The following is a 22928-nucleotide window of genomic DNA, read 5'->3' on the forward strand; positions in this document are numbered from 1 at the left end:
AACCATGGCATCGAAGCGCGACAAGATCCGCATGATTTCGACCGCAGGTACCGGTCACTTCTACACCACCGACAAGAACAAGAAGACCAAGCCGGAAAAGCTCGAAATGAGCAAGTACGACCCGGTCGTGCGCAAGCACGTGGCCTACAAGGAAGCCAAGATCAAGTAAGAGCGCCGCGTGCGGCGCGATCCTCACTTTGATCGACAAAACCCGCCCCAGTCGGCGGGTTTTGCTTTTCAGGGCTTGCTCACTTCCGCCGCAATCGCCATGCACGGAAACCGGATCACGAAGTGCGTGCCCTGCCCCGGTTCCGATTCGCAGGTGATGGTGCCGCGCAGCAGCTGCGTCACCAGGTTGAAGACGATGTGCATGCCGAGGCCGCTGCCGCCCTGGCCGCGCTTGGTGGTGAAGAACGGTTCGAAGATGCGCTCGCGAACTTCCGGGCGCATGCCGCAGCCGTTGTCGCGGTAGTCGATCACGACGCTGTCGTCGTCGGTGCGGGCGGCAAGCGTCATGCGCCCGCGCTCGATGCCGTCGAAGGCATGCACCAGCGAATTGATCACCAGATTGTTGACGACCTGGTAGATCGCCACCGGATGCGTGCACACCCGGATCGGCTGCGGCACGTGCACTTCCACTTCATGCGCGGACTTGCGCAGGCGCGGGTGCAGCGCACGCAGGATTTCGTCGAAGTACTCGCCGATCTCGATTTCGCGCGGCGCCTCGGATGCAGTATCGACCGCCACCTGCTTGAAGCTGCGCACGATCTGGATGCCGCGTTCGAGGTTCGCCAGGATCATCTCGGCGCCCTGGACGATCTGCGCCTCGAACTGCTCCAGCATCGATGCGCTCATGGTCTTGTCCTGCTGCGCGCGTTGCAACCTGCGGGTTTCCTCGCGCAGGAACGAGGCGGCGGTGACGGCGACACCGATCGGCGTGTTGATCTCGTGCGCGACGCCGGCGACCAGCGCGCCGAGCGAGGCCATCTTCTCGGCCTCGACCAGCTGCCGCTGCATGTCCTGGATGCGCGTCAACGACGCCTGCAGTTCGGCGTTGGCCTGGCTCAATGCGGCGGTGCGGCGTTCGACGCGCGCTTCCAGCTCCTCGGTCAGCCGCCGCAGTTCTTCCTCGGCGCGCTTGAGCCCGGAGATGTTCTGGTTGGTGCCGACGAACAACTGCGCGCGGCCTTCTGCGTCGCTGGCGATGGCGCGACCGCGGGTCAGCATCCACAGCCAGTTGCCATCGCGGTCCTCGGTGCGGAAGCTGACATCGACGGTACCGCTTTCGCCACCCAGCACCCTGCGCATCGCTTCCTGCACAACCTGGCGGTCGTCGGGGTGGATGTACTCGGCGTACTCGCCGATGCGGGCATTGGGGCTGGCATCGTTCACGCGCAGGCCGTCGAGGCGGTGGTCGCGCGAGATCGTGCGCGAGGGAATGTCGAGCTCCCAGAGCTCGGCACCGCTGCCCCAGAGCGCGGCATTCAGGCGGCGCTCTTTTTCCACCAGCACCGTTGCCGCCGCCTCGCGTTCGCGCGTGCGCTTGCGCAGCCGCGACCACCAGGCCAGGACCAGCAAGAGCGCGGCGACGGCAAAGCCGGCATAAGCCAGCGGTGTGGCCCAGGGCGCCGCCTGCACGTATACGCGTGCCACTGCCTCGCTGTCGCCATGGGCACCGCCCGGCGCCAGTGTGCGCACGCGAAACACATAGTCGCCGGCGGGCAGGCGGGTGTACGTAGCAGCGCGCTGATTGTCGCCGGCCACGATCCAGTCGCGGTCATAGCCGTCGAGGCGATAGACGAAGCGCGGTGCGTCTCCGGTGCCAAATCCCGGCGCGGCGAAGGCGATCGCGAGCAGCTCGTCACGGTGCCCGAGACGCAGTTCGGGCACCGCGTCGGCGCCATAGCGCAGCGCCGAACCCGGGCCCGGCGCCAGCGCTTCGTTGAACACCGAGAACCCGGAAAGCCGGGGCGTGGGCGGGCCGCGGCGGTCGCGAATGGCGCCCGGGTCGAGCAAGCTCAGTCCCTCCATGCCGCCGGCGACGATGCGACCGTCCGCGGTGGCCGCCATGGCACCGAGGAAGTAGCCGCTGGCCAGTGCCCCGGCGCGCAAACCGAAGCTGCGAATGCTGCCGTCGCGGCGCTGGATGCGGTCAAGGCCATGCGCGGTGGCGGCCCAGATCGCGCCGTCGGCGGCCAGAGTCAACGCCGAGACATGGTCCGCCGAGAGGCCGCGGCTGCTGTCGATGCGTTGCGCCGGCCACGGCGAGTCGCTCTCGGCACGCGGCTCGATTCGGATCACGCCGTCGCCGTAGGTCGCCATCCAGAGCACGCCGTCGGCGTCTTCCAGCAAGTCGCTGACACTGAGCGCGCGACTCTCGGCGAGGCCCAGTTGCACGGACTGGAACGACTGCGCGCCGGGCTCGCGCAGCGCCAGCCCGGCACCGCGGAAGCCGATCCACAGCCGCCCCCGAGGCGATTCGGCGAGCGCCGTGACGCGGTCGTCCGGCAGGCTGCCGAGGGCCGAGCGGTGCCGGTGCTGGACGAACCCGGTGCACTCGGCGCAACGTTCCGCCAGTCCGTGACCGAGGGTGCCGACCACCAGGTCGCCATTGCTGCGCACCAGCAGCGCGCGCACGGTCGGGCCGGGAATACCGTTGGCGTCACCGTATCCGAAATGTTCGACGCGACCGCTGGCCAGATCGAGGCAGTCGAGGCCGCGATCGCCGGTGCCGATCCAGAGGCGATTGCGGTCGCGGGCCAGACTGAGCAGGAAGTCGCTGGCGAGCCCCTCGCTGCGGTCGCGGCGATGGACGTGATGCGCCAACACGCCGCGCTCGGGATGCAGGCGCACCAGCCCGGCCGACTCCCCGAGCGCCAGCCACAGGCTGCCGTCATCCGCGGGCGCGATCGCCACCACCGGGTCCGCCGGCAGCGAATCGGCGACACCGCGCTGGCGGCGCAGGGTGCGGATCGAAGCCGCCCCGGGGTCGTGCGAGGACAAGCCCCCAATCCAGGTGCCAAGCCAGATCACGCCCCCGGCGCCCTCGGCCAGCGTGGTGACACGACTGCTGCCGAGGCTCTGACGATCCCCGGGGTCGTGGTCGAGGCGTTCCACCACATCCAGCCGGGCGCGATCGTAGACGAAGGCGCCGCGACGCGTGCCGACCCACAGACGCTGGTTGTGATCGAGCAGCAGGCTCTCGACTTCCGGGCGCTCGGCGTCTTCGGGCGTGGCGAAGGGCAGCGAGATTCGCATGGTGCGGTCGCGCGCCAGGCGCCAGAGGCCGTCGCCGGCGCCGACCCAGAGGGTGCCCGAACCATCCTCCAGCAACACCCGGGTTTTGCTGCTCGTCACTGGTCCGAGGCGCGCATCGCGCAGAAGTTGGGCGTGGCCGGACGAGTAGCGCCACAGGCCGGTCTCGGCCGCCAACCACAAGCCATCCGGCCCGGCGGCACCGATCGCGCGCACCGCGCCGAGGTGGTACGGGTCGATTTGCGGTGTGCTGCTCGCTCGCCCGGTGGCCAGGTCCAGCCACTGCACCTCACCGCTCTGGAACAACACCCAGATGCGGTCGTTGCCGGCGCGCAGCAGGCTGGCGATGCGATCCGAAGCCAGACCCTGCGTGCTGCTGCGCCAGTGCGTTACCAGTCGCCGACTGCGGTCGAGCACGCTGATGCCGCTCACCGGATGGGCGGCGAAGATGCGACCCTCGGCGTCCTCGGTGAGGCCAATGACATTGCTCTCGGCCAGGCTGTTGGCGTCGTCGCGACGGTGCCGCCAGGCTTCGATGTGCTCGCCGTCGTGGCGGGCCAGACCATCCTGGGTGCCGATCCAGAGGAAGCCCTCACGGTCGGTCAGAACCGCGCGCACCGAGTTCGCCGGCAGCCCGCGATAGACATCCAGGGTGTCGAGACGGATGCGGTTCGTCGCCATCGCCACGCCGGCGCACAGCAGTGCCACCAGCCCCAGGCCGATCATGCGCGCGGCGCCCCGAGTCATGCGGCGACTGTCGCGCGCTTCGTCACGCGGGGCAAGCCATGCGCGGCTAACATGCGTCATGCCGGAACTGCCCGAAGTCGAAACCACGCGCCGCGGCATCGCGCCGCATGTGCAAGGTCGGATCGTGGTGCGCGCGGTGCTGCGCCGCCCGGACCTGCGCTGGCCGATCCCGCCGGAGATCCGCCGCCGCTTCGTCGGCGCGCGCATCCTCGGCACCGAACGCCGCGCCAAGTACCTGCTGCTGCACAGCGAACCGGGCGCGGCGATCCTGCACCTCGGCATGTCCGGCTCGTTGCGCGTGCTCGATGTCGGCACCCCGGTGCGCGCCCACGACCATGTCGATCTGGTGCTCGACAGCGGTCGCCTGCTGCGCTTCAACGATCCGCGCCGCTTCGGCTGTTTGCTCTGGCAGCCGGCGGGCAGCACGCACGAACTGCTGCGGCAACTCGGCCCGGAACCGCTCGGTGACGATTTCGATGGCGACTATCTGTTCGCGCGCTCACGCGGGCGCAGTGCCGCGGTCAAGGCCTTCCTGATGGACCAGCGCATCGTCGTCGGGGTCGGCAACATCTACGTCGCCGAAGCCCTGTTCGCCGCCGGCGTGCGGCCGATGCGCGCCGCCGGCAAGGTCACGCGCCGCGAATACGCCGACATTGCCGCGGCCATCCGCCGCATCCTCGCCCACGCCATCGAACGCGGCGGCACCACCCTGCGCGATTTCCTGAAACCCGATGGCGAACCCGGGTACTTCGAGCAGGAGTTGTTCGTCTACGGCCGCGAGGGCGAAGCCTGCAGACACTGCGGCACCCCAATCACTGCCCGCCGCGACGCCCAGCGCTCGAGCTTCTACTGCCGCGTGTGTCAGCGCTGAGTGCTGATGTCAGAATGCGACCGAATCCAACCACGACTCCAGCAAGGGATTGCCGATGAACCTCAACCTGACCCTGTTCAGCCAAGTCTTCATGATCGCCATCGTCGGCGCCGGCCTCGGTTTCGCCGGTCTGGTCGTCTGGCACATCCTGCGCAAGCGGCCGCAGTAGGGCGGCCGCGCGCTGCCGAGGTCAGTGTTCGACGTCTCGGAATGACTTCTGCGCCGCTTCGCGGTCCTGCTCCTGCTGGGAGCGGGTGAAGCAGACCTTCTCCTTGAGGTTGCTGCCCAGGCGCTTCTCGAAACGACAGACCACCTCTTCCTTCACCGCCGGCTTGGCGGCAGCGGTCGTGGCCTCGGTTTCGGCATCGGACTTGGTTGCCGCGGCGTCCTCGGCATGCAGCATTGGTGCAAGGCCGAGCAGGCTCAAAAAGATCGTTGTTCTCATGTGCGTCCACTCCATTGAAGGCCGGCGACCGTACACCGCACCGTGTCGCTAGTCGCGTGCCAAAGGCAACGAATCCCGTCGTCGCTGCCACGTTCCGGCACTGCCGCTCCCGTTGGCGCCAGCGCGCCGGCCTATCCGCGCCGCGACAGGCTGGCCAGGCCTGAGCCGATCACGACCACGGCGGCGCCGACGTAGCCGAGGGTGGTGATGGTTTCCGGCGGCACCAGCGCCGGGTTCAGGTGATGCGCGAGTGCGACTGCGGCCACGGTGAGCAACGGCGTCAGCGCCAGCACCACGCCGACGCGCGAGGCTTCCCAGTGGGCGAGCGCTTCGGCAAAGGCGCCGTAGGCGGCAACGGTGTTGATCAGGCAGTAGCCGAGCGCAAGCCCGTGCAGCCAATCGAGACCGGACAGCTGCGAAGGATGCGCAAACGGCGTCAGCAGCAGCGCCGAGATCGCGTAGATCGAGAGCATGGTCGCGCCCGAACCGAGATGATGCAGCAGCTGCTTCTGCGCCAGCGCATACACCGCCCACACCACCGCCGACGCCAGCACGATCGCCGCGCCGATCAGGTACTGCCGCTGCGGCACCGAGGCATGCCGCGACTGGTCGAGTGCAAACAGGCCAAGCCCGAGCGCGACCGCAGCCACGCCAGCCCATTGCAGCGCATTGAAGCGCTCACGGAACACGACGATGCCGCCGATCGCCATCAACAGCGGAGCGGCCTGGATCAGCAGCTGCGCGTTGGCCGGCGTGGTGTAGTCGAGCCCGACGGTATAGCCGACGAAGTTGCCGATCAGCATCACCGCTGCCAGCGGCATCAGCCAGAAACTGCTGCGCGGCAAGTTGCGAAACTGGCCATAGCCGCCGCGCAGCGCGAACCACAGCGCCAGCATCAGCGTGGCGGCGACGAAGCGCGCCCAGATCAGGGTCCAGACGTCGACGCGCTCGATCACCAGCCGGATCGCGATCGGCAGCGTGGCCCAGAACACGGCGGTGGTGATGGCCAGTGGCAGGCCGATCTGCCAGCGGCCCGAAGCTTGATGCAGCGCCATCGACGTTCCCGCAAAGTCGGCGACGCTAACACGCGCGCAAGTGGCCCCGAGCGGGCGTCACGATCTCTTGCCGAGCGCCTCGCGCAATTTTGTTTGCAGCCCGCCCGAGCGTTCGACCGGACGCGCCAGCGCTGCCGCCAGCACTTCGTCGCTGGCCCACAACGACAAGGCCTGCCGGGCGCGCGAGGCCGCGGTGTAGAGCAGCTGCCGCGACAGGATCGGCGAGCTCGGCGTGGCGGCCAGCAGTACCGCGACCCGCTCGTACTCGGAACCCTGGCTCTTGTGGATGGTGATCGCGAAGGCAGGTTCATGCGCCGGCAGCAGCGCCGGCACGAATGCGCGCGCCGGCTCGTCGCCGCGCCCTTCGAACCAGACCAGCAGTCGGCCGTCGCAGTCCGGAAGCGCAACGCCGACATCGCCGTTGAACAGCCCGTGCGCCTCGTCGTTGCGGGTGACCATGACGATGCGGCCGGGGAACCACGGGCCCGCATCCTGCGCGAAACGGGGCGCCAGTTGCGCCTGCAACAACGCATTCACCGCGAGCACGCCCTGTGCCGACTCGCGCAGCGCGCACAGCAATTGTCTCTGCTGCAGCGCCTGCAGCGTCGCCGCTGCCCGCTCAGCGTCGTGGCCAGCGTGCACGTCGCGGGCGTCGAGCAAGGCCGCGAGCTGGTCGGCCCACTCGAGCAGCAGGCGGCGCAGCTCGCGCGGGTGATGCACCGCGACCTGTTCGATGCCGCCGCCGCCGCAAGCCGAACGCAAGGCGGCGATGTCGCCGCTGCGGATCGCGGCATTGCCGACACTGAGCCCGGGCGTTGCGCGGAACACCGTGTCGAGCCGCACCAGCGACGGCGCCCCGGCTTCGGCCAGCGCCTGCACCACGTCGGTCAGCACCGCGCCGGCGGCGACCGAGGCGAGCTGGTCGGCATCGCCGACCAGGATCAGCCGCGTCGTGCCTGGCAGCGCCGCGAGCAGCGCCCTCATCTGCGCCAGATCGAGCATCGAAGCTTCGTCGATCACGACCACGTCCGCGGCCAAGGGTTGTTCGCGATCGCGCCGCCAGCGGCCGTGACGCGGGTCGAACTCGAGCAGGCGATGCAGGGTCTGCGCGGAGACGTCGGCGAGCGTTGCCAGTGCCCCGCTCCACGAGCCGTCGAGTTGCGCGGCGAGCTCGCGGCGGCCGCGCTCGATCGCCTGTTGCAGGCGCTGCGCGGCCTTGCCGGTCGGGGCCGCGAGGCGGATCGTGAGCGGCGCCGGTGCGCGCCGTTGCAGCGCCAGCAGCATGCGCAAGACCGTGGTGGTCTTGCCGGTGCCGGGAGCGCCGGTCAGCACCACCAGTCGCTCGCGCAGCGCGGCCTGCACCGCTTGCTGCTGTGCCCGCGTGCGCGTTCGATCCGTCGCCGCGAACAGCGCCTCGATGGCGAGCGCGCCGCCGTCAGCAAGCGGCGTCGGTGCGGGTTGACAGCGCTCGGTCAGTGCCGCGGCGACGGCGCATTCGTCGGCGTGGCCGCGCCAGAAATAGAAGCGCCCCTCGCCATCGAGCACGAAGGGTGTTGGCACCCGACCGTCGCCGACCAGGGTCGATTCGCGGCAAGCGTCGAGCGCGACCTCATCGAGCGGCAGCGCGGTATGGCCCTGGCTCTCGGCGAGGCCAAGGCGCGCCGCGCAGCGCGCCAGCGCCGGCGTTGCACCGATCGCCAGCGCCCAGCGATACAGCAGCCGGTCGAAGTCGCGCCACTCGGATTCGAAGCGCGTACCGGCGGGTGGTTGGAGATCGAGGTGCATCATGCGATCTCCATCTCGGCAGCCGCGAACAGCGCATCGACCGCCGCGAGAAACTCGGGTGCGAAACGATGCCGCCAGATGCCCGCATCGGGCGCCATCCCGAGTGCACGCACGAACAGGTAGATCGTGTCGCCGAGCGCCAAAGCAGCGTGCTGGCCGCGTTGCCGGCGCGCGAGATAGCGCTGCACCGCGAGCGCGTACAGCAGCGCCTGCCAGCGATAGCCATGGGCGTCCATCGCCAGCGCGAGCGCCTCGCCCTGATAGTCGGCGAGTGCGTCGCCCAGGTGGTTGCTCTTGTAGTCGAGCACATGCACCGCGCCGCCATGGACCAGCACCAGATCGATCTTGCCGCCGAGGAATCCGTGCAGCGCACCGCCACCGAGTCCCGCCGGAACCAGCCCGCTTTCGCCGCACTGTTCGCACAGCGCGCGCAGGCGCAGCAGGTCGAGTTGCTCGATGCGGAACTGGAAGCCCATCTCGGCTCGTTGCGCGCGCGCGTCCAGATCGCCGAGGCGCAGGCCACCGCCGAGGTCGGCAGCGAGTGTCGCCTGTGCGCGTTCGATCACGGCATCGACCAGCGCCGAACCGCGCGCGCCGTCAACAGCCAGCCCGGCGCGGGCCAGTTGTTCCTGCACCAGCACGCGCTGCTCGGCGAGCGGACGACCGATCTCGCGTTGCTCGAACACGGCGTGCATGGCATTGCCGAGCTCGGCGCCGCGCCATGGCGATAACGCAGCCAGACGCGGTTCGGCCGGAGCCGCGGTGTCGGCGACAGCGAGCGCTTGCTCCAGGTGCTCATCGCGCGCGGCGGCTTCGTTGCGATCGGCCACCGCCGCGCGTGCCATCAGCGACGAGAAGCTGTAGGCCGCCTCGATGCGTCGTCGCGCCGGGCCGGGCCGCACCGAGCGCCGCGCAGCGGCGGTCGTGGCCGGTGGCTCCGGCGCGCGTTCGGGCCGGGTCGTATGCAGCGCGATCTGCGCACCGTCGGCGGTCAACGCCGCCAGGTCGACTCGGTGCAGCAGCCAGTGCAGCGCCGATTCGCGTTCGTCGCGGGTGGCCGAGGATTCCGGCAGGACCAGGTGGCAGGCGTGCTGGGCGCGGGTGAGCGCCACATACAGCAGCCGCGTGCGCTCCTGCAGCGACTCGCGTTCGGCGAGTGCGCGGTGGGCATCGCTGTGCCGGCTGCCCAGATCGATGCGGCGCTCGCCGCTGGCGGCATCGGTCCACTGCGGCCAGTCGCGTCCGGCGGCGCGCTGGGCATGCATCAGCGGCAGCAGCACCACCGGAAACTCCAGGCCCTTGCTGGCGTGCAGGGTCAGCAGCTGGACGCGACCGGAATCGGACTCGATGCGCAACGCGCGTTCCTTCGCCGCCGCCTCGGCGCCGGCCGCCGGAGCCTCGCACTGCTGTGCAAACCAGGACAGCAGCTGCTGGCGACCCTGGCTGCGTTGCTCGCGCGTCTGCAGCAGTTCGCCGAGATGGCGCAGGTCGGTGAGCGCACGCTCGCCGTCGATGCGTGCGAGCAGCCGTGGCGCCGCGAACGCGATGATGCGATCGACCGCATGCAGCACGCCGTGGCGCTGCCAGGCCTCGGCCCAGCGCAGCAGCACTTCGACGCGTTGGCGCCAGCGCGCATCGTCGGCAGCGCAGGCGCGCAGGCTGGCGTAGTCCTCGCCGAGCAGGCGCGTTGCCAGTGCAGCACGCAGCGCGCCGGCATCGGTCGGTTGCGACAGCGCGTGCAGCACCACGCGCAACTCGTCCGCCCAGGTCGACGCGAACAGGTCGCTGCGCCCGGCGCCGACGCAGGGGATGCGCCGGCGCGCCAGGCGCTCGCGTAGTTCGACGATGTGGTCGTGGCGCGGCAACAGCACCGCCAGGTCGCCTGGCCCGAGCGCGCGTTCGCCGAGCGTCCAGCGACCCGGCACCAGGTAGTGCGCGATCAGTTCCACACAGGTGCCGAGCGGGTCGGCGTCGGGCGCATGCAGCTGCATCGGCGCGAACGCGGCGCCGTCGCTGCGCAGCAGAGGTTTGTCGTCCGCGCGCCCGCTGGCGCGCACCGGCAGGTAATGGATGGCGTCGTCGTCCATCGCGAACGGCGAGGCACTCGCGCCATAGAGCGCGTTGGTTGCCGCCACCAGACCGGCGCTGGCGCGCTGGTTCACCGCGAGCGTGAGACGTTGCGTGGTGCTGGCCGCGGCGCGCAGATAACTGGCGATGTCGCTGCCGCGAAAGCCGTAGATCGCCTGCTTCGGATCGCCGATCAGCAGCAGCAGGCCGCGGCTGGCACCGGCGGGGTCGCGATGCAGCGCGTCGAAGATCGCCCACTGGCGCGCGTCGGTGTCCTGGAACTCGTCGATCAGGCTCACCGGCCACTGCGCGTGCAGGCGATCGGCCAGGTGCTCGCCGTCCGCGCGCGGCGCGGTGGCGCGGGCATGCACGCGGCTGATCAAATCATCGAAGGTGAACTGTTCGCGCGCCGCCAGTCGCGCCTCGCGCCACGCTTCGAGCATCGGCAGCACGCGACGCACGCCGGCGGCGCAGAGGATCGCATCCCGATGCCGCAGCAGCGCGCCGGCTTCCCGCGCGAAGGTCGCGGCCGGGTCGGCGAGCGAGCTCGCCAGGTGGTCGGGGTGGAGCTGTTCGCGCCAGTACGCGTCATCCGCGAGGTCCTTGAGCTTGCCCTCGAAGTCGGCAAAGGGCGCGCCGCATTCGAGCCAGTCCGCGAGTTCGCCAAGGCGCGAGCGCAGGGCCCGCTTCCTCGGTTGCATGGCGAGCGTCGCCGCGAACTCGCGCAACCGTGTCGGCCAGTCGCGATCCTCGAACAGGGCCAGCAGCTCGGTCACTTCGCCGCCGACCACGACCACGCCCGGCTGCATCGCTGCCTGCAGCAACTTGGCCCGCGCGGCCGGGTTCATGCGGGCGAGCGCAGGCAGGCCGCTGGCCTCGTCGTCGCCGGCGCCGTGTGCCAGCCAGCGGGTCAGATCGTCGAGCAACTCGGAGCGCAGTTCTGCGTCGGCCACCAGTTCTCCGGGGCGCAACGCGGTGCCGGCAGACAGCGCCTGCTCATCGAGGATGCGCCGGCACAGCGCGTGCAGGGTGGCGATTGGCGCGCGCTCGAGCTCGGCCAGGGCGCGTTGCAGTCGCCACTGTGCTTCGGCGAGCGGAACGCTGGCGCGGCTTGCGATCAGCCAGGCGCGCAGCTCGGCCTCCTCCGGTGCGGTTGTCGGCGCCCCACCCTGGCGCAGTGCCCACTGCAGGCGCGCGCGGATGCGTTCGCGCAGTTCGGCGGCGGCAGCATCGGTAAAGGTCGAGACGACGATGGCCCCGGGGCGCAAGCCGTGTTCGACGATCAGGCGCAGGTACAGCACCGAGATCGTCCAGGTCTTGCCGGTGCCGGCGCTGGCCTCGACCAGGATGCGGCGGTGCGCCGCGTGCTCGAGGTCGAGATCGAGTTCGCGCCAGTCGGTCAGCGTGCTCATGGCGCTACGTCCGCATCGAAGTCGAGCAGGTCGCGCAACCCGTTGGCGTGTGCCGCCAGTGCTTGTGTCTCGGGGCTTTCCGGGTCGGCGGGATCGACGCCGCGCGCGAGCAGAGCGGCGTAGCCGGGTGCGTAGTCGCGCTCGCCGGTGCGGTAGGAGCTTGAGGTCCATGCCTCTTGCATGGCGGCGAACACCTGCTCGTCGCTGCTGGTGGCCGCGGCCCACGCCGTCTTCGGCAGGTAGCGCAGCGGGTCGGCTTCGGCGCCTTGCCAGAATGCGATCAGTCGAGACAGCCGCGCGCTCAGGTCCTCGCGTCGCGACTCGCTGTCGAGCGCGCTCAGCACCTCGTCGAAGCGCCGCACTTCCTTCGCGTCGGGCACGGTCAGCAGGCGCACGCGCAGCGGCTGTTGCGGATAGGCCAGCCGCAGCAGCGCCCACTCGATGAACACCGGAATGCGCTGCTGGAAGTCGAGCGCAGCGAGCTTCTTGCCCGGAAACGCGTCGAACAGCAGCCAGCCCTGCGCCTCGCGATGCACGCGCGCCACGCTGCCGACGACGCGATGTGTACCCAGTGCCAGATCGATCGCGACCGGCTGACGCGGCGGCAGGCCGCGCGCGAGCAAGGGCTCCGCGGCGGCGGTCTGCAACAGCAGATCGACTTGCTCCGCGGCAGCCCGATAGGCCTGCAGTCCAAGCGCGCCGGCCGCCAGTCGGCCGGACAGGCGCAGCCAGGGTGGCGGCGTCTGCGGCAGCGCCGACGCGCCCTGCGCCAGCGCTTCGAGCAGCAGCCGCCGCGGCAGGCGTTCGCGCGGATCGGGCTTCGGGTCGAGCGGTTCGCGGGCGACGCCGCGATCTTCTTCCAGCGCGTCGAGGCGCAAGCGCAGACGATCGCGCAGCAGGTGTGCGGCCGGATCGCGGTAATAGCGCAACAGTTGCGCCAGCGGCACTGGCGTCGACTCCGGCAGTGCGGACGCTGGTTGCATGCCGGCAACAAAGCGATCGTCGCTCTCGGTACTGGTGGCCACCATCGCCGCGAACTCGCGACTGAAGCTCGCCAGGCGCGGGTCGTGGCCGTCGAAATAGCGCGCATCGAACGGCTGCAGCGGGTGCGCCACATACCACGGTCGCGCACCATCGAGGCGCGTGTCCAGATACGCCATCAGCTCCGCCAGCGGTGCCGCCGGGCTGCGCGCACGCCCGTCCTCGGCGCCTTCGTGGTGGTAGCTCAGGTGCAGGCGACGGCGCGCCGCCATCAGCGTTTCCAGGAACAGGTAGCGGTCGTCGTTGCGGGTGTCGCGGTCGCCGATGCGGGGATGGCGCATCATCAGATCGAGGCCGTCGTCGCTGCCGCCGCGCGGGAACTCGCCCTCGTTGAGGCCGAGCACGGCGATCATCGCGAACGGGATCGAGCGCTGCGGCACCATGCCGCAGAAGGTGATGCCGCCGAGCAGGAACGGCTGTTGCTCGGGCACGCGCAAGAGCGCCTCGTCGACCAGCGCGCAAACCGTGGCGTGGGCCAGTTCCGGGTCCTGCCCGCTGCTGCGAAACTGCTCGCGCAGCACGCGGATGGCGCTGTGCAGGCCGGCCAGCGCGCTGGTCGCGTCGACATCGTCGGCATCGGTGGCGAACAGGTCTGCAAGCAGCGCCTCCATGCGCGCGCACCACTGCGAAGCCGGCAGGCCGCTGCGTGCGGCCTCGCACCAGCTGGCGATGGCAGCGAGCAGGTGATCGAGCGCGCCGAGTGCCGCGACCGACACGCCCTGCACGCCGGCGACCGGCCAGAGACCCATCTGTGCCGCGACCGCCGTGGGCACTTCGTCGCCGTAGACATGCCCGGCCGCCAGCCGCGCCAGGCCCCAGGCGAAGCTGTGCTCGGGGTACGCGGGCAGGCCGAGCTGCGCACGCGCGCTCGCATCGAGGCCCCAGGCGACGCGGGCATCGTCGAGCCAGCGGCCCAGTGCATCGAGGCCTTCATTGTCGATGCCGAGCGCGCGCCGGATCGCGTCGCATTGCAGCAGGTCCAGCACCTGCGCCGCCTCGATGCGCGTGCGCGGCAACTGCAGCAGCGCCAGGAACGCGTCGAACAGTGGGTGCGTGCGGCGCAGCGCGAGATCGGCGCAGTGGTACGGCAACGCGGCGCGGGCATCGCCGGTGGCGCCGAAGATCGCCGGCAACAGCGGAGCGTAGGCGGCGAAGTCGGGCGCCATCACCACGATGTCGCCGGGCTTCAGCTGCGGGTCGGCCACGAGCGCATCGAGCACGGCGTCGCGCAGCACCTCCAGCTCGCGCACGCGGGTGTGGCAGCCATGCACGCGCAGGCTGGCATCGGCCAGCGCATCGACTACATCCGGACGCGGCAGCTCCGGCTGCAGGCGCCGAATCCCCCGCTGCAGCCAGGCCAATAGCCCGGTGCCATCGGGCGGGTCCTGCTCGTCCTCGCCGGCACGCACGTCGGCGACGGTGGTGCCGGCGTGGTCGAGCAAGCTCAGCCCGAAATGCTGGCCGATACGACCCCAGGCCGCGAGCAGCGGATGGCCGAGCGTCTGCAGTTCGCGTTCGGCGTCCTCGCCGGCGCCGAGCTGCTGCAGCTGCTGCAGGCGCGACTGCTGCCGGCCGAGCCCCGCCCAGTACTCGACGCAGGGATCGGGGAAATACAGGCACACCAGGCGATGGCGCGCCTCCGCGCACAGCACCGCGAACTCGCTTGCGGGCAGGTGGCTCAGGCCGAACACGTGCAGCGGCGGAGCCAGATCGACGTCCACCGCGGCCGTGTGCCGTGCCGTGGCCAGTCGCTGCAACAGGACGCCGCGATGTTCGCCGACCAGCACGGCACGCACGCGCCGCCACAGCGGTGCGAGGAAGTGCCGCGTCGGCACGCCGTCGCGACCCTGCTCCCACGCGGCCAGCCAGTCCGCGCGATACACCAGATAGCGCGCATAGATCGCGGCAATGCGGTCGGCGAGCTGGAAGCGGCGATGCGCGTCGGCGCCTGCGAGATAGCGTTGCAGGCTGGCATCGTCGCTGCCGGCAAGCGCGGCCAGCACCGCCCAGCGCAGCGCTTCGCGGCGAAACGGCGACTGCGTGGCTGCGCCGCCGCCGAATCGCGCGCGCACTTCCGTGTCGAGCCAACCGCCCGGCAATTGCACCTCCAGATTCGCCACGACATCGCCGGCGCCGCGGCGTCGCGCCAGTTCGCGCGTCAGCCAGCGCTGGATGCCGGGATGCGCGGCTAGCACGAGCTGCGGCGCCAGCAGATCGTCCGGCGGCCAGGCTTCGAGCAGCGCTTCCAATGGGCCGAGCAGGGCTTCGAGCCGGCTCGCGCGATAGACGCGCAGGCCGCGCAGCATCCCGTCCCGGTCGGCCTTGCCTGAGCCCATCTGCATCCACCTGCTGCGATCACGCCCACCTTAGGCGCAGTCCCGCATCGCGGAAGCAGCCGCAACTTCCCCGGCCCCGGTCTCAAGATCCGAGACGCCGCCGTGGACACTGCGCGCACCGGTTCTCCGGTTGCTGCTTTGACCCACCACGGTCAAATCCTTGGGCCCGCGTCCGGCTTCCGGCGCGGGCCGGTTTTTCACGGCGGCATCACGCTCCCCCGAGGAGCCTGCTGTCTCACGAAAATGTGCGCCTGAGCACGCTATTGACCGGGCTTCTGGGCAGCGCATCGTTCGTGCCACGGCACCCGCCGGAGTGGCGAAGCGCGAAAGAGATTCGATCCATCGACCATTGGGGAAGAATATGAAGACTGGGACATTCCGGCGGACCGGGCTTGCTGCTGTTTGCGCAGTGCTGTTTTCGCTGCCCGCAGCAGCGGCGATCGACAAACTTGCGACCTACGCCGAGATGCGCGCAGTTGCTGCGCAACAGCAGGCGCTGCGCGGCAACGAGAGCGCGCAATCCGAATACCGCGCGCTGCAGGTGCAGTTCGACGCACTGAAGGCGAGCATGGGCGGCGACGACCCGACCACGATGCATGAAGCCAACGCCGCCACCGCCGCAGCGGCGGTTTCGCCGAAAGCCGTGCGCGCTGCGCCGCTGCCGCCCACCGGCATGGTCGTGACCCAGACCACGGTGACCAACGCCGTGGCGACGCCGGTGCCAACCGGGCCGGCTACGGCGACTTCGACGATCACCGTCGTCGGCGCCGGACCCTACCTGTGGGATGTCGATGTCACCACCGCCCTTCAGCACACCTTCGCCGCCGATCTGGACATCACCATCCAGTCGCCCGCCGGCACCATCGTCACGCTCAGCACCGACAACGGTGCCGGCAACGACAACGTATTCGACGGCACGGTCTGGGACGACCAGGCCAACCCGTCCGGCCAGGTGCCCTACACCAGCAACAACGGCATGGTCACCGATCAGGCCTACGTCAATTTGACCCTGGCTTCGCCGCTGGTCCCGGAAGAGGCGCTGGGCGCCTTTCGCGGCGAAGACCCGAATGGGCTCTGGACCATCACCATCAGCGATGATCTGGCCGGTGATGGCGGCTCACTGAACTCGTGGACGCTGGATCTGTTCACGCTGGCGCTGGCACCGATCGAGACCACGGTCACCGCAACCCAGGCCGTGCCGACCGCGATCGCCACCGGACCGGCGACTGCCACCAGCACGCTGCTGGTCGCCGGAGCCGGCACCAGCCTGACCGCGCTCGACCTGACCATGGTGCTGACCCACACCTTCGCCGCCGACCTGGACCTGACCTTGCAGTCGCCCGCTGGCACCATCGTCACGCTCACTACCGACAACGGCGCCGGCAACGACAACGTGTTCAATGGCACGAATTGGGACGACGCCGCCAATCCGGCCGGCCAGGTGCCCTACACCACCAACAATGGCATGGTCACCGACCAGGCCTACGTCAACCTGACCACGGCGACACCGCTGGTGGTGGAAGAAGCGCTGTCAGCGTTCATGGGCGAGGATCCGAACGGCACCTGGACAATCACCATCAGCGACGACCTTGCCGGAGACGGCGGCTCGCTCGACAGCTGGGCGCTCGACATCACCACCGGCGTCGGATGCGCCAACCTGACCTGCCCGGTCAATGTCAGCGTCAGCAACGATCCCGGCACTTGCGCCGCCGTCGTCAACTATCCAGCACCGGTTGCCGACGCCGCCTGCGGCGTCGTCACCTGCGTCGCGGCCAGCGGTTCGAACTTCGGCGTTGGCGCCAATGTGGTCAATTGCAGCACGGCAGTGGGTGGGCTGAACTGCGCTTTCACCGTGACCGTTACCGATGCCGAAGCTCCGGTCGTCACCTGCCCGGCGGACGTGACCGCAAACCAGATTCCGGGCCAGCCGACGCTGATCGTGAACTACCCGCCGCCAACCGCGACCGACAACTGCCCGGGCGTTACCGCGGCCTGTGTGCCGCCCAGCGGCTCGCCCTACCCGGTCGGAGTCAATGCCACCACTTGCACGGCCAGCGATGCCGCCGCGAACAGCGCGAACTGCGCCTTTAACGTGACCGTGAACGGCTTCCAGCCGGGAGTCCCGGTGCCGGTGCTGAGCCTGGCGGGCCTGATCCTGCTGGCACTGATGATGATTGCGCTGGCGCGCCCGACACATCGCGGCGCCTGATTCGGCCACCTTTGGTGAAACGCAACGGGCTGTCGCAGTAATGCGGCGGCCCGTTTGCTTTTCCGGGCGACGGCGGCCCGAGCCCGCCCTTGCGTCCGCCTCCACCGGCCCCACCATGGCGGTGTGATCGATCTGACCCCACCTCCGGCGCCGACTGCGGCGCAGCTGCATGCGGATGCACAACGCTTTCATCGCGTGCTGATCGGTGTCGCCTTGTTTCTGGTCGGGCTGGCGGCGTTGTGGTGGGCCGAGCATCAGTTCCGGCTTGATCTACAGGCGCTCTCGATCCATCCGCGTGCGCCCGCCTACCTGCTCGGGGTGCTCACCGCGCCGCTGTTGCATGGTTCGCTCGAACACCTGCTCGGCAACAGCTTCGGCCTGTTCGTGCTCGGCGTGCTGATGCTGTATCGCTATCCGCAGGGAGCGCGCATCGCGCTGCCGCTGATCTGGTTGCTGGCCGGGCTCGGCACCTGGCTGATCGGGCGCGGCTCCTTCCACATCGGCGCCAGCGGCATCACCCATGGGCTGATGTTCTTCGTGTTCATCTCCGGCCTGGTGCGCCGCGACCGCACCGCGATCGCGGCGGCCCTGCTCGCATTCGCATTCTTCGGCGGCATGCTGGTCACGGTGTTGCCGCGCGAACCCGGCGTGTCCTGGGAATATCACCTGAGCGGCGCGCTCGCCGGCGTGCTCGCGGCGGTGTTGCTGCGCAAGCGCGATCCGGCCCCGGCGCGGCGCAAGTACTCGTGGGAGATCGAGGAAGAACTCGAGCGCGAGGCCGAGCGCCTGCGCGCCGAGACCGAACCGCCGCGCCCCGACCAGGTAACCCCGATCTGGGACGGCCCGCGCCGTCAGGACGAAGCCGACGACACCCAGCGTGGCGCGATCCTGCAGTTTCCCTATCGCCACCGCGGCGGCAACGATCGCTTGCACTGAACGCGCGCGCGGGACACGTTGCCCGCGTGCGGGCCGCCCTTGCGCCGTGAATTGACCCGGTGCTGCCCGCTGCGCTCGTCACCCTGTGCGAATGCGCCGCTATCCGATGTCGGTCCTGTTCGCAGAGTTCCTCTGGTTCTGCCGGAAGGAAGCGCGCGCCTGTGTGTTCGCCGGCGCGTTCTTCGTGGTGCTTGCTGCGTCGCGCTCTGTGCCGCTCGGACCGCTGCCGCGCTACGACTTCATCCTGCTGATGGCGCTGGCACTGCAGGCGCTGCTGCTGTTGACGCGGGTCGAATCGCTGGACGAGTTCCGCACGATCTGCCTGTTCCACCTGATCGGATTCGTGCTGGAGGTGTTCAAGACGCAGCCGCAGATCGGCTCCTGGAGTTATCCGGAGCCGGCGTACAGCAAGCTGTGCGGCGTGCCGCTGTACTCCGGTTTCATGTATGCCGCCGTCGCCAGCTACATGATGCAGGCGTGGCGCCTGTTCGACCTCGACCTCGAGCACTATCCGCGCTATCGCTACACGCTGCCGCTGGCGGCGGCGATCTACCTCAACTTTTTCAGCCACCACTACATCGGCGATCTGCGCTGGTGGCTCGCGGGCCTGCTGGTACTGGTGTTCGCCCGCACCGAGGTCAGCTTCCGCCCGCACCGGCTGCGCCTGCGCATGCCGCTGTTGTTGGCGTTCCTGCTGATCGGGCTTTTCGTGTGGATCGCCGAAAGCCTTTCCACCCTGCTCGGCGCCTGGGTCTACCCGAACCAACACGACGGCTGGCGCATCGTCCACGCCGGCAAGATCAGCTCATGGACACTGCTGGCCGTGATCACGCTGGTCCTCGTTGCCGATCTGAAGCACTACAAGGCGGGCCGCGGCCGAGACAGCTCTCGCCAGCCTCAGCTCAGCAGCGGTGCGGGATCGGTGCCATGCGCCAGCACGAATTGCGCGATGCGCTGCACCACCGGCTGCGGATCCTTCAGCCAGGAGAAGTGGTCGGCGCGGCCATGGCCGAAGTCAGCCGGAGCGAGCGATTGCGTCTGCGCCCGCGAGCGCGGCAGTTTGGCCAGCAGGCCGGCGAGGGAGGATGGCGGCGCGTAGCGGTCGTCGCGCAATTGCAGGGCGAGCAACGGGTGAGCAAGGGTTGCGAGATCGGCGTCGAGGTCGCCCTCATCCAGCACCTGTCGATAGCGACCGCTCCAGGCGGTGCTGGCCCAGTCGCACATCAGCGATTTCGCCTCGCGGCCGGCGAAGCCGATGCGCTGGCCAGGGAAGTAGCCGCAGACAGCGGCGAGTGTCGGGAAGCCTGCAACCAGGCCGAGCATCAGCGGCCATTGCCAGGGCGGGAAGCGGCGCCAGTGCGGAATGCCGCCGGCGACGATGACAAGCCCGGTGAGCGAAGGGTCACGCGCCAGCGCCAAGGCCGCGAGCTGCGCGCCGAGGCTATGGCCGCCGATCCAGATGCGCGCTCGCGGGTGCTGCGCGCGCAACGCGGCGAGGCCTTGCGCGACATCGGCGAGCAGGTCGCGGTAACGCCAGTCGACGCCGCGACGTGCGCGCAGATTGCTGGAGCCGGCGCCGCGCCACTCGTGCCGCGCCAGTCCAATGCCGGCCGTCGCCAGCAACTCGGCGAAGCGTGCGTAGTGACGCGCGCTGACGCCGAGCGCCGGCAGCCAGTACAGGAACTCGCCGCGCATGGCTGGATGCACGATCAGCTCGGCCGTCGCGCCATCGGCAGAGGCGACGTGCAGGATCTCCGGCGTCATCGCGCCAGGCCGAGCTCGCGGTCGTGTTGGCGGGAGAACAGGAGCTGCGCGACGATCGCGCCGCACATCGCCAGGAACATGTCCCACTGCGTGTCCCAGATGTCGCCCTGGGTCGCGAGAAAAGCCTCGGCCTTGCCGCCCATGATCACCGCAGACCACCACTCGATCATCTCGAAGAAGGCGCTGAACGCGAGTGCGCAACTGACGCAAAGATAGAACAGCCAGCCGCCTGCCTTCAGCCCGGTCTTCCGCAACAACAACTCGCGCGCCAGCATCGCCGGCACGAAGCCCTGGGCGAAGTGACCGAGGCGGTCGTAGTGGTTGCGCGACAGCTCGAACCAGTCGCGGAACCAGTCGCCGAGCGGCACCTTGGCGTAGGTGTAGTGGCCACCGAGCACCAGGATTCCGGCGTGGATCACCAGCAACACGCACAGCAATCGAGTCAGCGGAAAGCGCGACCAGGCGAGGAGCACCAGCGGCAGTCCGACCATGACCCAGATCGTCTCCATCCACCAGGTCAGGCGATCTGCGGGATCGATGCCGGATGCGATCAGCATCGCCGCAGTTGTGGCGATCAAGAACAGGCCGAGGATGCGGCTCGGGGATTTTCGGGGTTGACCGAGCAACATCGGAAGCTCCTGCGGGACGCGCGATTGTGCAGAGGTTTGCGCCGTCGTCCAAGCGGCGGATGCGCGGCTACACTGCCCGGCAACGCGCCGCACGGGCGTGACCGAGCGCACGAAGCCACGATGTCGAACAGCACGCCCTACGGTCTCGAAGCCAGCGAACTCGACGAGTTGCACGACTTTCTGGTCGCGCACCCTGGACCTGCCGGATTGATGCTGGATGGCGTGCACGGCCTGCTCTCGGCGGTCGTCGCCGGCCCCGAACCGGTGCCGGCGAGCGAGTGGTTGCCGCAGGTGGTCGACGAGGAATCCGGCTTCACCGATGCCGACCAGGCCAACCGCATCCTCAGCCTGATCGTGCGCCTGTACAACAGCGTCGTGCAGGAACTGGAAGCCTTCACCTACGAGCCGATTTTCGGCGAATACGAGGAGGAGGACGGTGGCGCCGAGCTGGCGGCGGTCGGTTGGTGCGAGGGCTTCAGCGTCGGCATCGACCTGCGCTCGGAAGTTTGGGAGACGCGCATGGCCGCCGACCCGCGGCTGATGGACCTGCTCGATCCGATCATCCGCATTTCCGCCGACGAAGGCCTGTTCGAGTCCGACACCACCGAACAGCTGGCGCCGCTCGACGACGAGGAACGCGAACAGCTGTTGCGTGCCATCGGCGGCGCCGTCGCCGACCTGCAGCAGTACTGGCGCGAACAACCGCCGCTGCCCGACGAAGCCAACGCCGCCGACGCCCCACCGCCACCCCTGCCGCGGCGCCGTGCGGGGCGGTGGGTGCATTGAGCGCGCACCGGCAGCCGATGGCAGGCCGCACGCGCGGCAGCTTGCAGGTGCATCGCCTGCTGTGGCTGCTCGGCTTCGCCTGCAGCCCGATCGCGTACGCGTGCAAGGATCTGCGCCATCCGGAGCATCTGCTCGACGATGCCAACCATTGGCGCGATAAGTACCTGCTGGTGCAGGTGGAGCGCATGCTCGACAGCAAGCCGATCTATCCGTTCGGGCGCTTCGGATGGACGCGGTTGCAGAACCCAGAAGAACTGTTGCAGCGCGTCGGTCTGTCGTTCGAGGCAACCATCGTCCAGAGCTTCGGTGAGGTCGATCTCTCCGGGCGGCGCATCCGCATCGAGTTCTTCGTGAACCAGGAGGCGCATGCGGTTTGCCCGATTCGCATCTCGGCCAACCAGCGTTTTCTGGTGCGTTCAGAGAGCCGCGGCGACGTGTTGACCCTTTCCCGATACGACCAGATGAACCTTTCGGCGCAACACGCGATGTTCGAGACCTACCTCAAGGACCTGCAGGCGCTGCAACGCGACGCCACGCTTGCACCGCAAGTCAGCGGCAAGCACTGAGCGGCGGGTAGATTGCCGGGAAACCCGGCTGCCCGAGAGGCCTGCTGTTTTGCTCAACGCATTGAGCAAAATTACTCAACGTATTGAGTAATTTGTCGGAGCGTTGGGAAAAGTCTTTCGCATCCATGGGTTATGGACGAGGAACAAGATGCACAAGAGCCGACTCGCGGGGTTCATTCAGCGCAGGTAGACCAGCCCCAGCACCGCCAAGCCAAGAGTGATGCGGTACCAGACGAAGGGCATCAGGCCGAGGCGGCGCAGGAAGTGGAGCAGGAAGTGGATGCAGGCGACACCGGCGACCGCGGCGACGGCGGCGCCGATCGCGAAGTCGGCCCACAGGAAGGCTTCGCCGCTGCGATAGGCCTGCAGCGCGCCGTGTGCGCAGGCGGCGGCGGTGATGGGCACGCCCATCAGGAAGCTGTAGCGCGCCGCTTCGTGGCGGTCGAGGCCAAGAAACAGTGCCGCGGTCATGGTGACGCCGGAGCGCGAGGTGCCGGGGATCAGCGCCAGCGCCTGCGCTGCGCCGATGAACAACGCCTCGCCAAGACTCACCGACAGCACGCCGCGGGCCTTGCCGCTGGCGCGGTCGGCGACGCCGAGCAGCACGCCGAACGCGATCAAATTGACCGCGATCAGGGTCGGCACGCGCAGCGCGGCAGCGGTTTCTTCGCCCATCGCCGCGCCGACGATGACCGCCGGGATCGTGGTCAGCGCCAGGCCGATCCCCAGCCGGTGCTGCACTCGGCCGTGCTCGCTGCGATCGCGCTGCAGCATCGCCGTCGCGATCGTGGCTAGATCTCGTCGGTAGTAGCCGAGCACCGCCAGCAGGGTGCCGAAATGCAGCGCCAGATCGAAGCTGACGCCCTGGTAGTCCCAGCCGAACAGGAAGCCGATCAGCCCGAGGTGGCCCGAACTCGACACCGGCAGGAACTCGGTGATCGCCTGGACGATGGCAAGCAGGAGGATGTGGCTCAGTTCCATGGGTGGTCCGCTGCGGGAGCCCGCGATTGTGCCAGCCCGTTGT

At 69.2% G+C, this 22928-nt stretch carries 15 protein-coding genes; 7 read left to right on the forward strand and 8 right to left on the reverse strand.

Going from position 1 to position 22928, the window contains the following annotated elements:
• Window positions 1-4 precede the first annotated feature (4 nt).
• A complete protein-coding gene (rpmG, locus tag IPG63_05710; GenBank protein ID MBK6726747.1) occupies window positions 5-169 on the forward strand; it encodes a 50S ribosomal protein L33 in 165 nt (54 codons plus the stop codon).
• A 68-nt stretch (window positions 170-237) separates the two neighbouring features.
• Here the strand turns inward: rpmG and IPG63_05715 are convergent, their stop codons facing one another.
• Complete coding sequence (locus IPG63_05715) at window positions 238-4002, reverse strand: PAS domain-containing protein (protein MBK6726748.1); 3765 nt, start codon at window positions 4000-4002, stop codon at window positions 238-240.
• A 58-nt stretch (window positions 4003-4060) separates the two neighbouring features.
• On the opposite strand from IPG63_05715, the gene mutM reads away from it, so the two are divergent.
• A complete protein-coding gene (gene mutM / locus IPG63_05720) occupies window positions 4061-4873 on the forward strand; it encodes a bifunctional DNA-formamidopyrimidine glycosylase/DNA-(apurinic or apyrimidinic site) lyase (GenBank protein MBK6726749.1) in 813 nt (270 codons plus the stop codon).
• Between the two features lie 190 nt (window positions 4874-5063).
• Here mutM and IPG63_05725 read toward each other — a convergent pair whose 3' ends face one another.
• From IPG63_05725 to recC, 5 genes are all read right to left on the reverse strand, one after another.
• On the reverse strand, window positions 5064-5318 hold the full coding sequence (locus tag IPG63_05725) for a hypothetical protein (GenBank protein MBK6726750.1): 255 nt from the start codon (window positions 5316-5318) through the stop codon (window positions 5064-5066).
• Between the two features lie 131 nt (window positions 5319-5449).
• On the reverse strand, window positions 5450-6373 hold the full coding sequence (locus IPG63_05730) for a DMT family transporter (protein ID MBK6726751.1): 924 nt from the start codon (window positions 6371-6373) through the stop codon (window positions 5450-5452).
• Window positions 6374-6430: 57 nt separating this feature from the next.
• Complete coding sequence (gene recD, locus IPG63_05735; GenBank protein MBK6726752.1) at window positions 6431-8161, reverse strand: exodeoxyribonuclease V subunit alpha; 1731 nt, start codon at window positions 8159-8161, stop codon at window positions 6431-6433.
• The gene (locus IPG63_05740; GenBank protein MBK6726753.1) at window positions 8158-11637 is read right to left on the reverse strand and encodes a UvrD-helicase domain-containing protein; all 3480 of its coding nucleotides are present in this window, start codon (window positions 11635-11637) and stop codon (window positions 8158-8160) included. The genes recD and IPG63_05740 overlap by 4 nt, the downstream gene beginning before the upstream one ends.
• On the reverse strand, window positions 11634-15020 hold the full coding sequence (gene recC, locus IPG63_05745) for an exodeoxyribonuclease V subunit gamma (protein MBK6726754.1): 3387 nt from the start codon (window positions 15018-15020) through the stop codon (window positions 11634-11636). Before recC ends, IPG63_05740 begins: the two co-directional genes overlap by 4 nt.
• A 355-nt stretch (window positions 15021-15375) precedes the next feature.
• Here recC and IPG63_05750 point away from each other — a divergent pair, with 355 nt between their 5' ends.
• The 3 genes from IPG63_05750 (at window position 15376) to IPG63_05760 (ending at window position 19258) form a co-directional block, all read left to right on the forward strand.
• On the forward strand, window positions 15376-17223 hold the full coding sequence (locus IPG63_05750) for a proprotein convertase P-domain-containing protein (protein MBK6726755.1): 1848 nt from the start codon (window positions 15376-15378) through the stop codon (window positions 17221-17223).
• A 123-nt stretch (window positions 17224-17346) separates the two neighbouring features.
• Entirely contained in the window at window positions 17347-18159 is an 813-nt protein-coding gene (locus IPG63_05755) for a rhomboid family intramembrane serine protease (GenBank protein ID MBK6726756.1), read from the forward strand.
• Between the two features lie 91 nt (window positions 18160-18250).
• A complete protein-coding gene (locus IPG63_05760; protein MBK6726757.1) occupies window positions 18251-19258 on the forward strand; it encodes a DUF817 domain-containing protein in 1008 nt (335 codons plus the stop codon).
• 661 nt (window positions 19259-19919) lie between these two features.
• Here IPG63_05760 and IPG63_05765 read toward each other — a convergent pair.
• Complete coding sequence (locus IPG63_05765; protein MBK6726758.1) at window positions 19920-20552, reverse strand: DUF2238 domain-containing protein; 633 nt, start codon at window positions 20550-20552, stop codon at window positions 19920-19922.
• 120 nt (window positions 20553-20672) lie between these two features.
• Here IPG63_05765 and IPG63_05770 point away from each other — a divergent pair, with 120 nt between their 5' ends.
• Window positions 20673-21338, forward strand: coding sequence for a YecA family protein (locus IPG63_05770; protein MBK6726759.1), 666 nt, complete (start codon window positions 20673-20675; stop codon window positions 21336-21338).
• Window positions 21335-21904, forward strand: a complete 570-nt coding sequence (locus IPG63_05775; protein ID MBK6726760.1) for a hypothetical protein — start codon at window positions 21335-21337, stop codon at window positions 21902-21904. The genes IPG63_05770 and IPG63_05775 overlap by 4 nt, the downstream gene beginning before the upstream one ends.
• 177 nt (window positions 21905-22081) lie before the next feature.
• Here the strand turns inward: IPG63_05775 and IPG63_05780 are convergent, their stop codons facing one another.
• Window positions 22082-22885: an undecaprenyl-diphosphate phosphatase gene (locus IPG63_05780; GenBank protein MBK6726761.1), complete on the reverse strand. Its 804-nt coding sequence runs from the start codon at window positions 22883-22885 to the stop codon at window positions 22082-22084.
• Between the last annotated feature and the right edge of the window lie 43 nt (window positions 22886-22928).

It is taken from the genome of Lysobacterales bacterium, from assembly GCA_016703225.1.
GTDB lineage: Bacteria > Pseudomonadota > Gammaproteobacteria > Xanthomonadales > Ahniellaceae > JADKHK01.

What these genes read in the sequence shown, in the direction of transcription:
- rpmG (MBK6726747.1), top strand. Translation starts at nt 5, where the DNA reads ATGGCATCGAAGCGCGACAAGATCCGCATGATTTCGACCGCAGGTACC.
- IPG63_05715 (MBK6726748.1), bottom strand. Translation starts at nt 4,002, where the DNA reads ATGACTCGGGGCGCCGCGCGCATGATCGGCCTGGGGCTGGTGGCACTG.
- mutM (MBK6726749.1), top strand. Translation starts at nt 4,061, where the DNA reads ATGCCGGAACTGCCCGAAGTCGAAACCACGCGCCGCGGCATCGCGCCG.
- IPG63_05725 (MBK6726750.1), bottom strand. Translation starts at nt 5,318, where the DNA reads ATGAGAACAACGATCTTTTTGAGCCTGCTCGGCCTTGCACCAATGCTG.
- IPG63_05730 (MBK6726751.1), bottom strand. Translation starts at nt 6,373, where the DNA reads ATGGCGCTGCATCAAGCTTCGGGCCGCTGGCAGATCGGCCTGCCACTG.
- recD (MBK6726752.1), bottom strand. Translation starts at nt 8,161, where the DNA reads ATGATGCACCTCGATCTCCAACCACCCGCCGGTACGCGCTTCGAATCC.
- IPG63_05740 (MBK6726753.1), bottom strand. Translation starts at nt 11,637, where the DNA reads ATGAGCACGCTGACCGACTGGCGCGAACTCGATCTCGACCTCGAGCAC.
- recC (MBK6726754.1), bottom strand. Translation starts at nt 15,020, where the DNA reads ATGCAGATGGGCTCAGGCAAGGCCGACCGGGACGGGATGCTGCGCGGC.
- IPG63_05750 (MBK6726755.1), top strand. Translation starts at nt 15,376, where the DNA reads ATGAAGACTGGGACATTCCGGCGGACCGGGCTTGCTGCTGTTTGCGCA.
- IPG63_05760 (MBK6726757.1), top strand. Translation starts at nt 18,251, where the DNA reads ATGCGCCGCTATCCGATGTCGGTCCTGTTCGCAGAGTTCCTCTGGTTC.
- IPG63_05765 (MBK6726758.1), bottom strand. Translation starts at nt 20,552, where the DNA reads ATGTTGCTCGGTCAACCCCGAAAATCCCCGAGCCGCATCCTCGGCCTG.
- IPG63_05770 (MBK6726759.1), top strand. Translation starts at nt 20,673, where the DNA reads ATGTCGAACAGCACGCCCTACGGTCTCGAAGCCAGCGAACTCGACGAG.
- IPG63_05780 (MBK6726761.1), bottom strand. Translation starts at nt 22,885, where the DNA reads ATGGAACTGAGCCACATCCTCCTGCTTGCCATCGTCCAGGCGATCACC.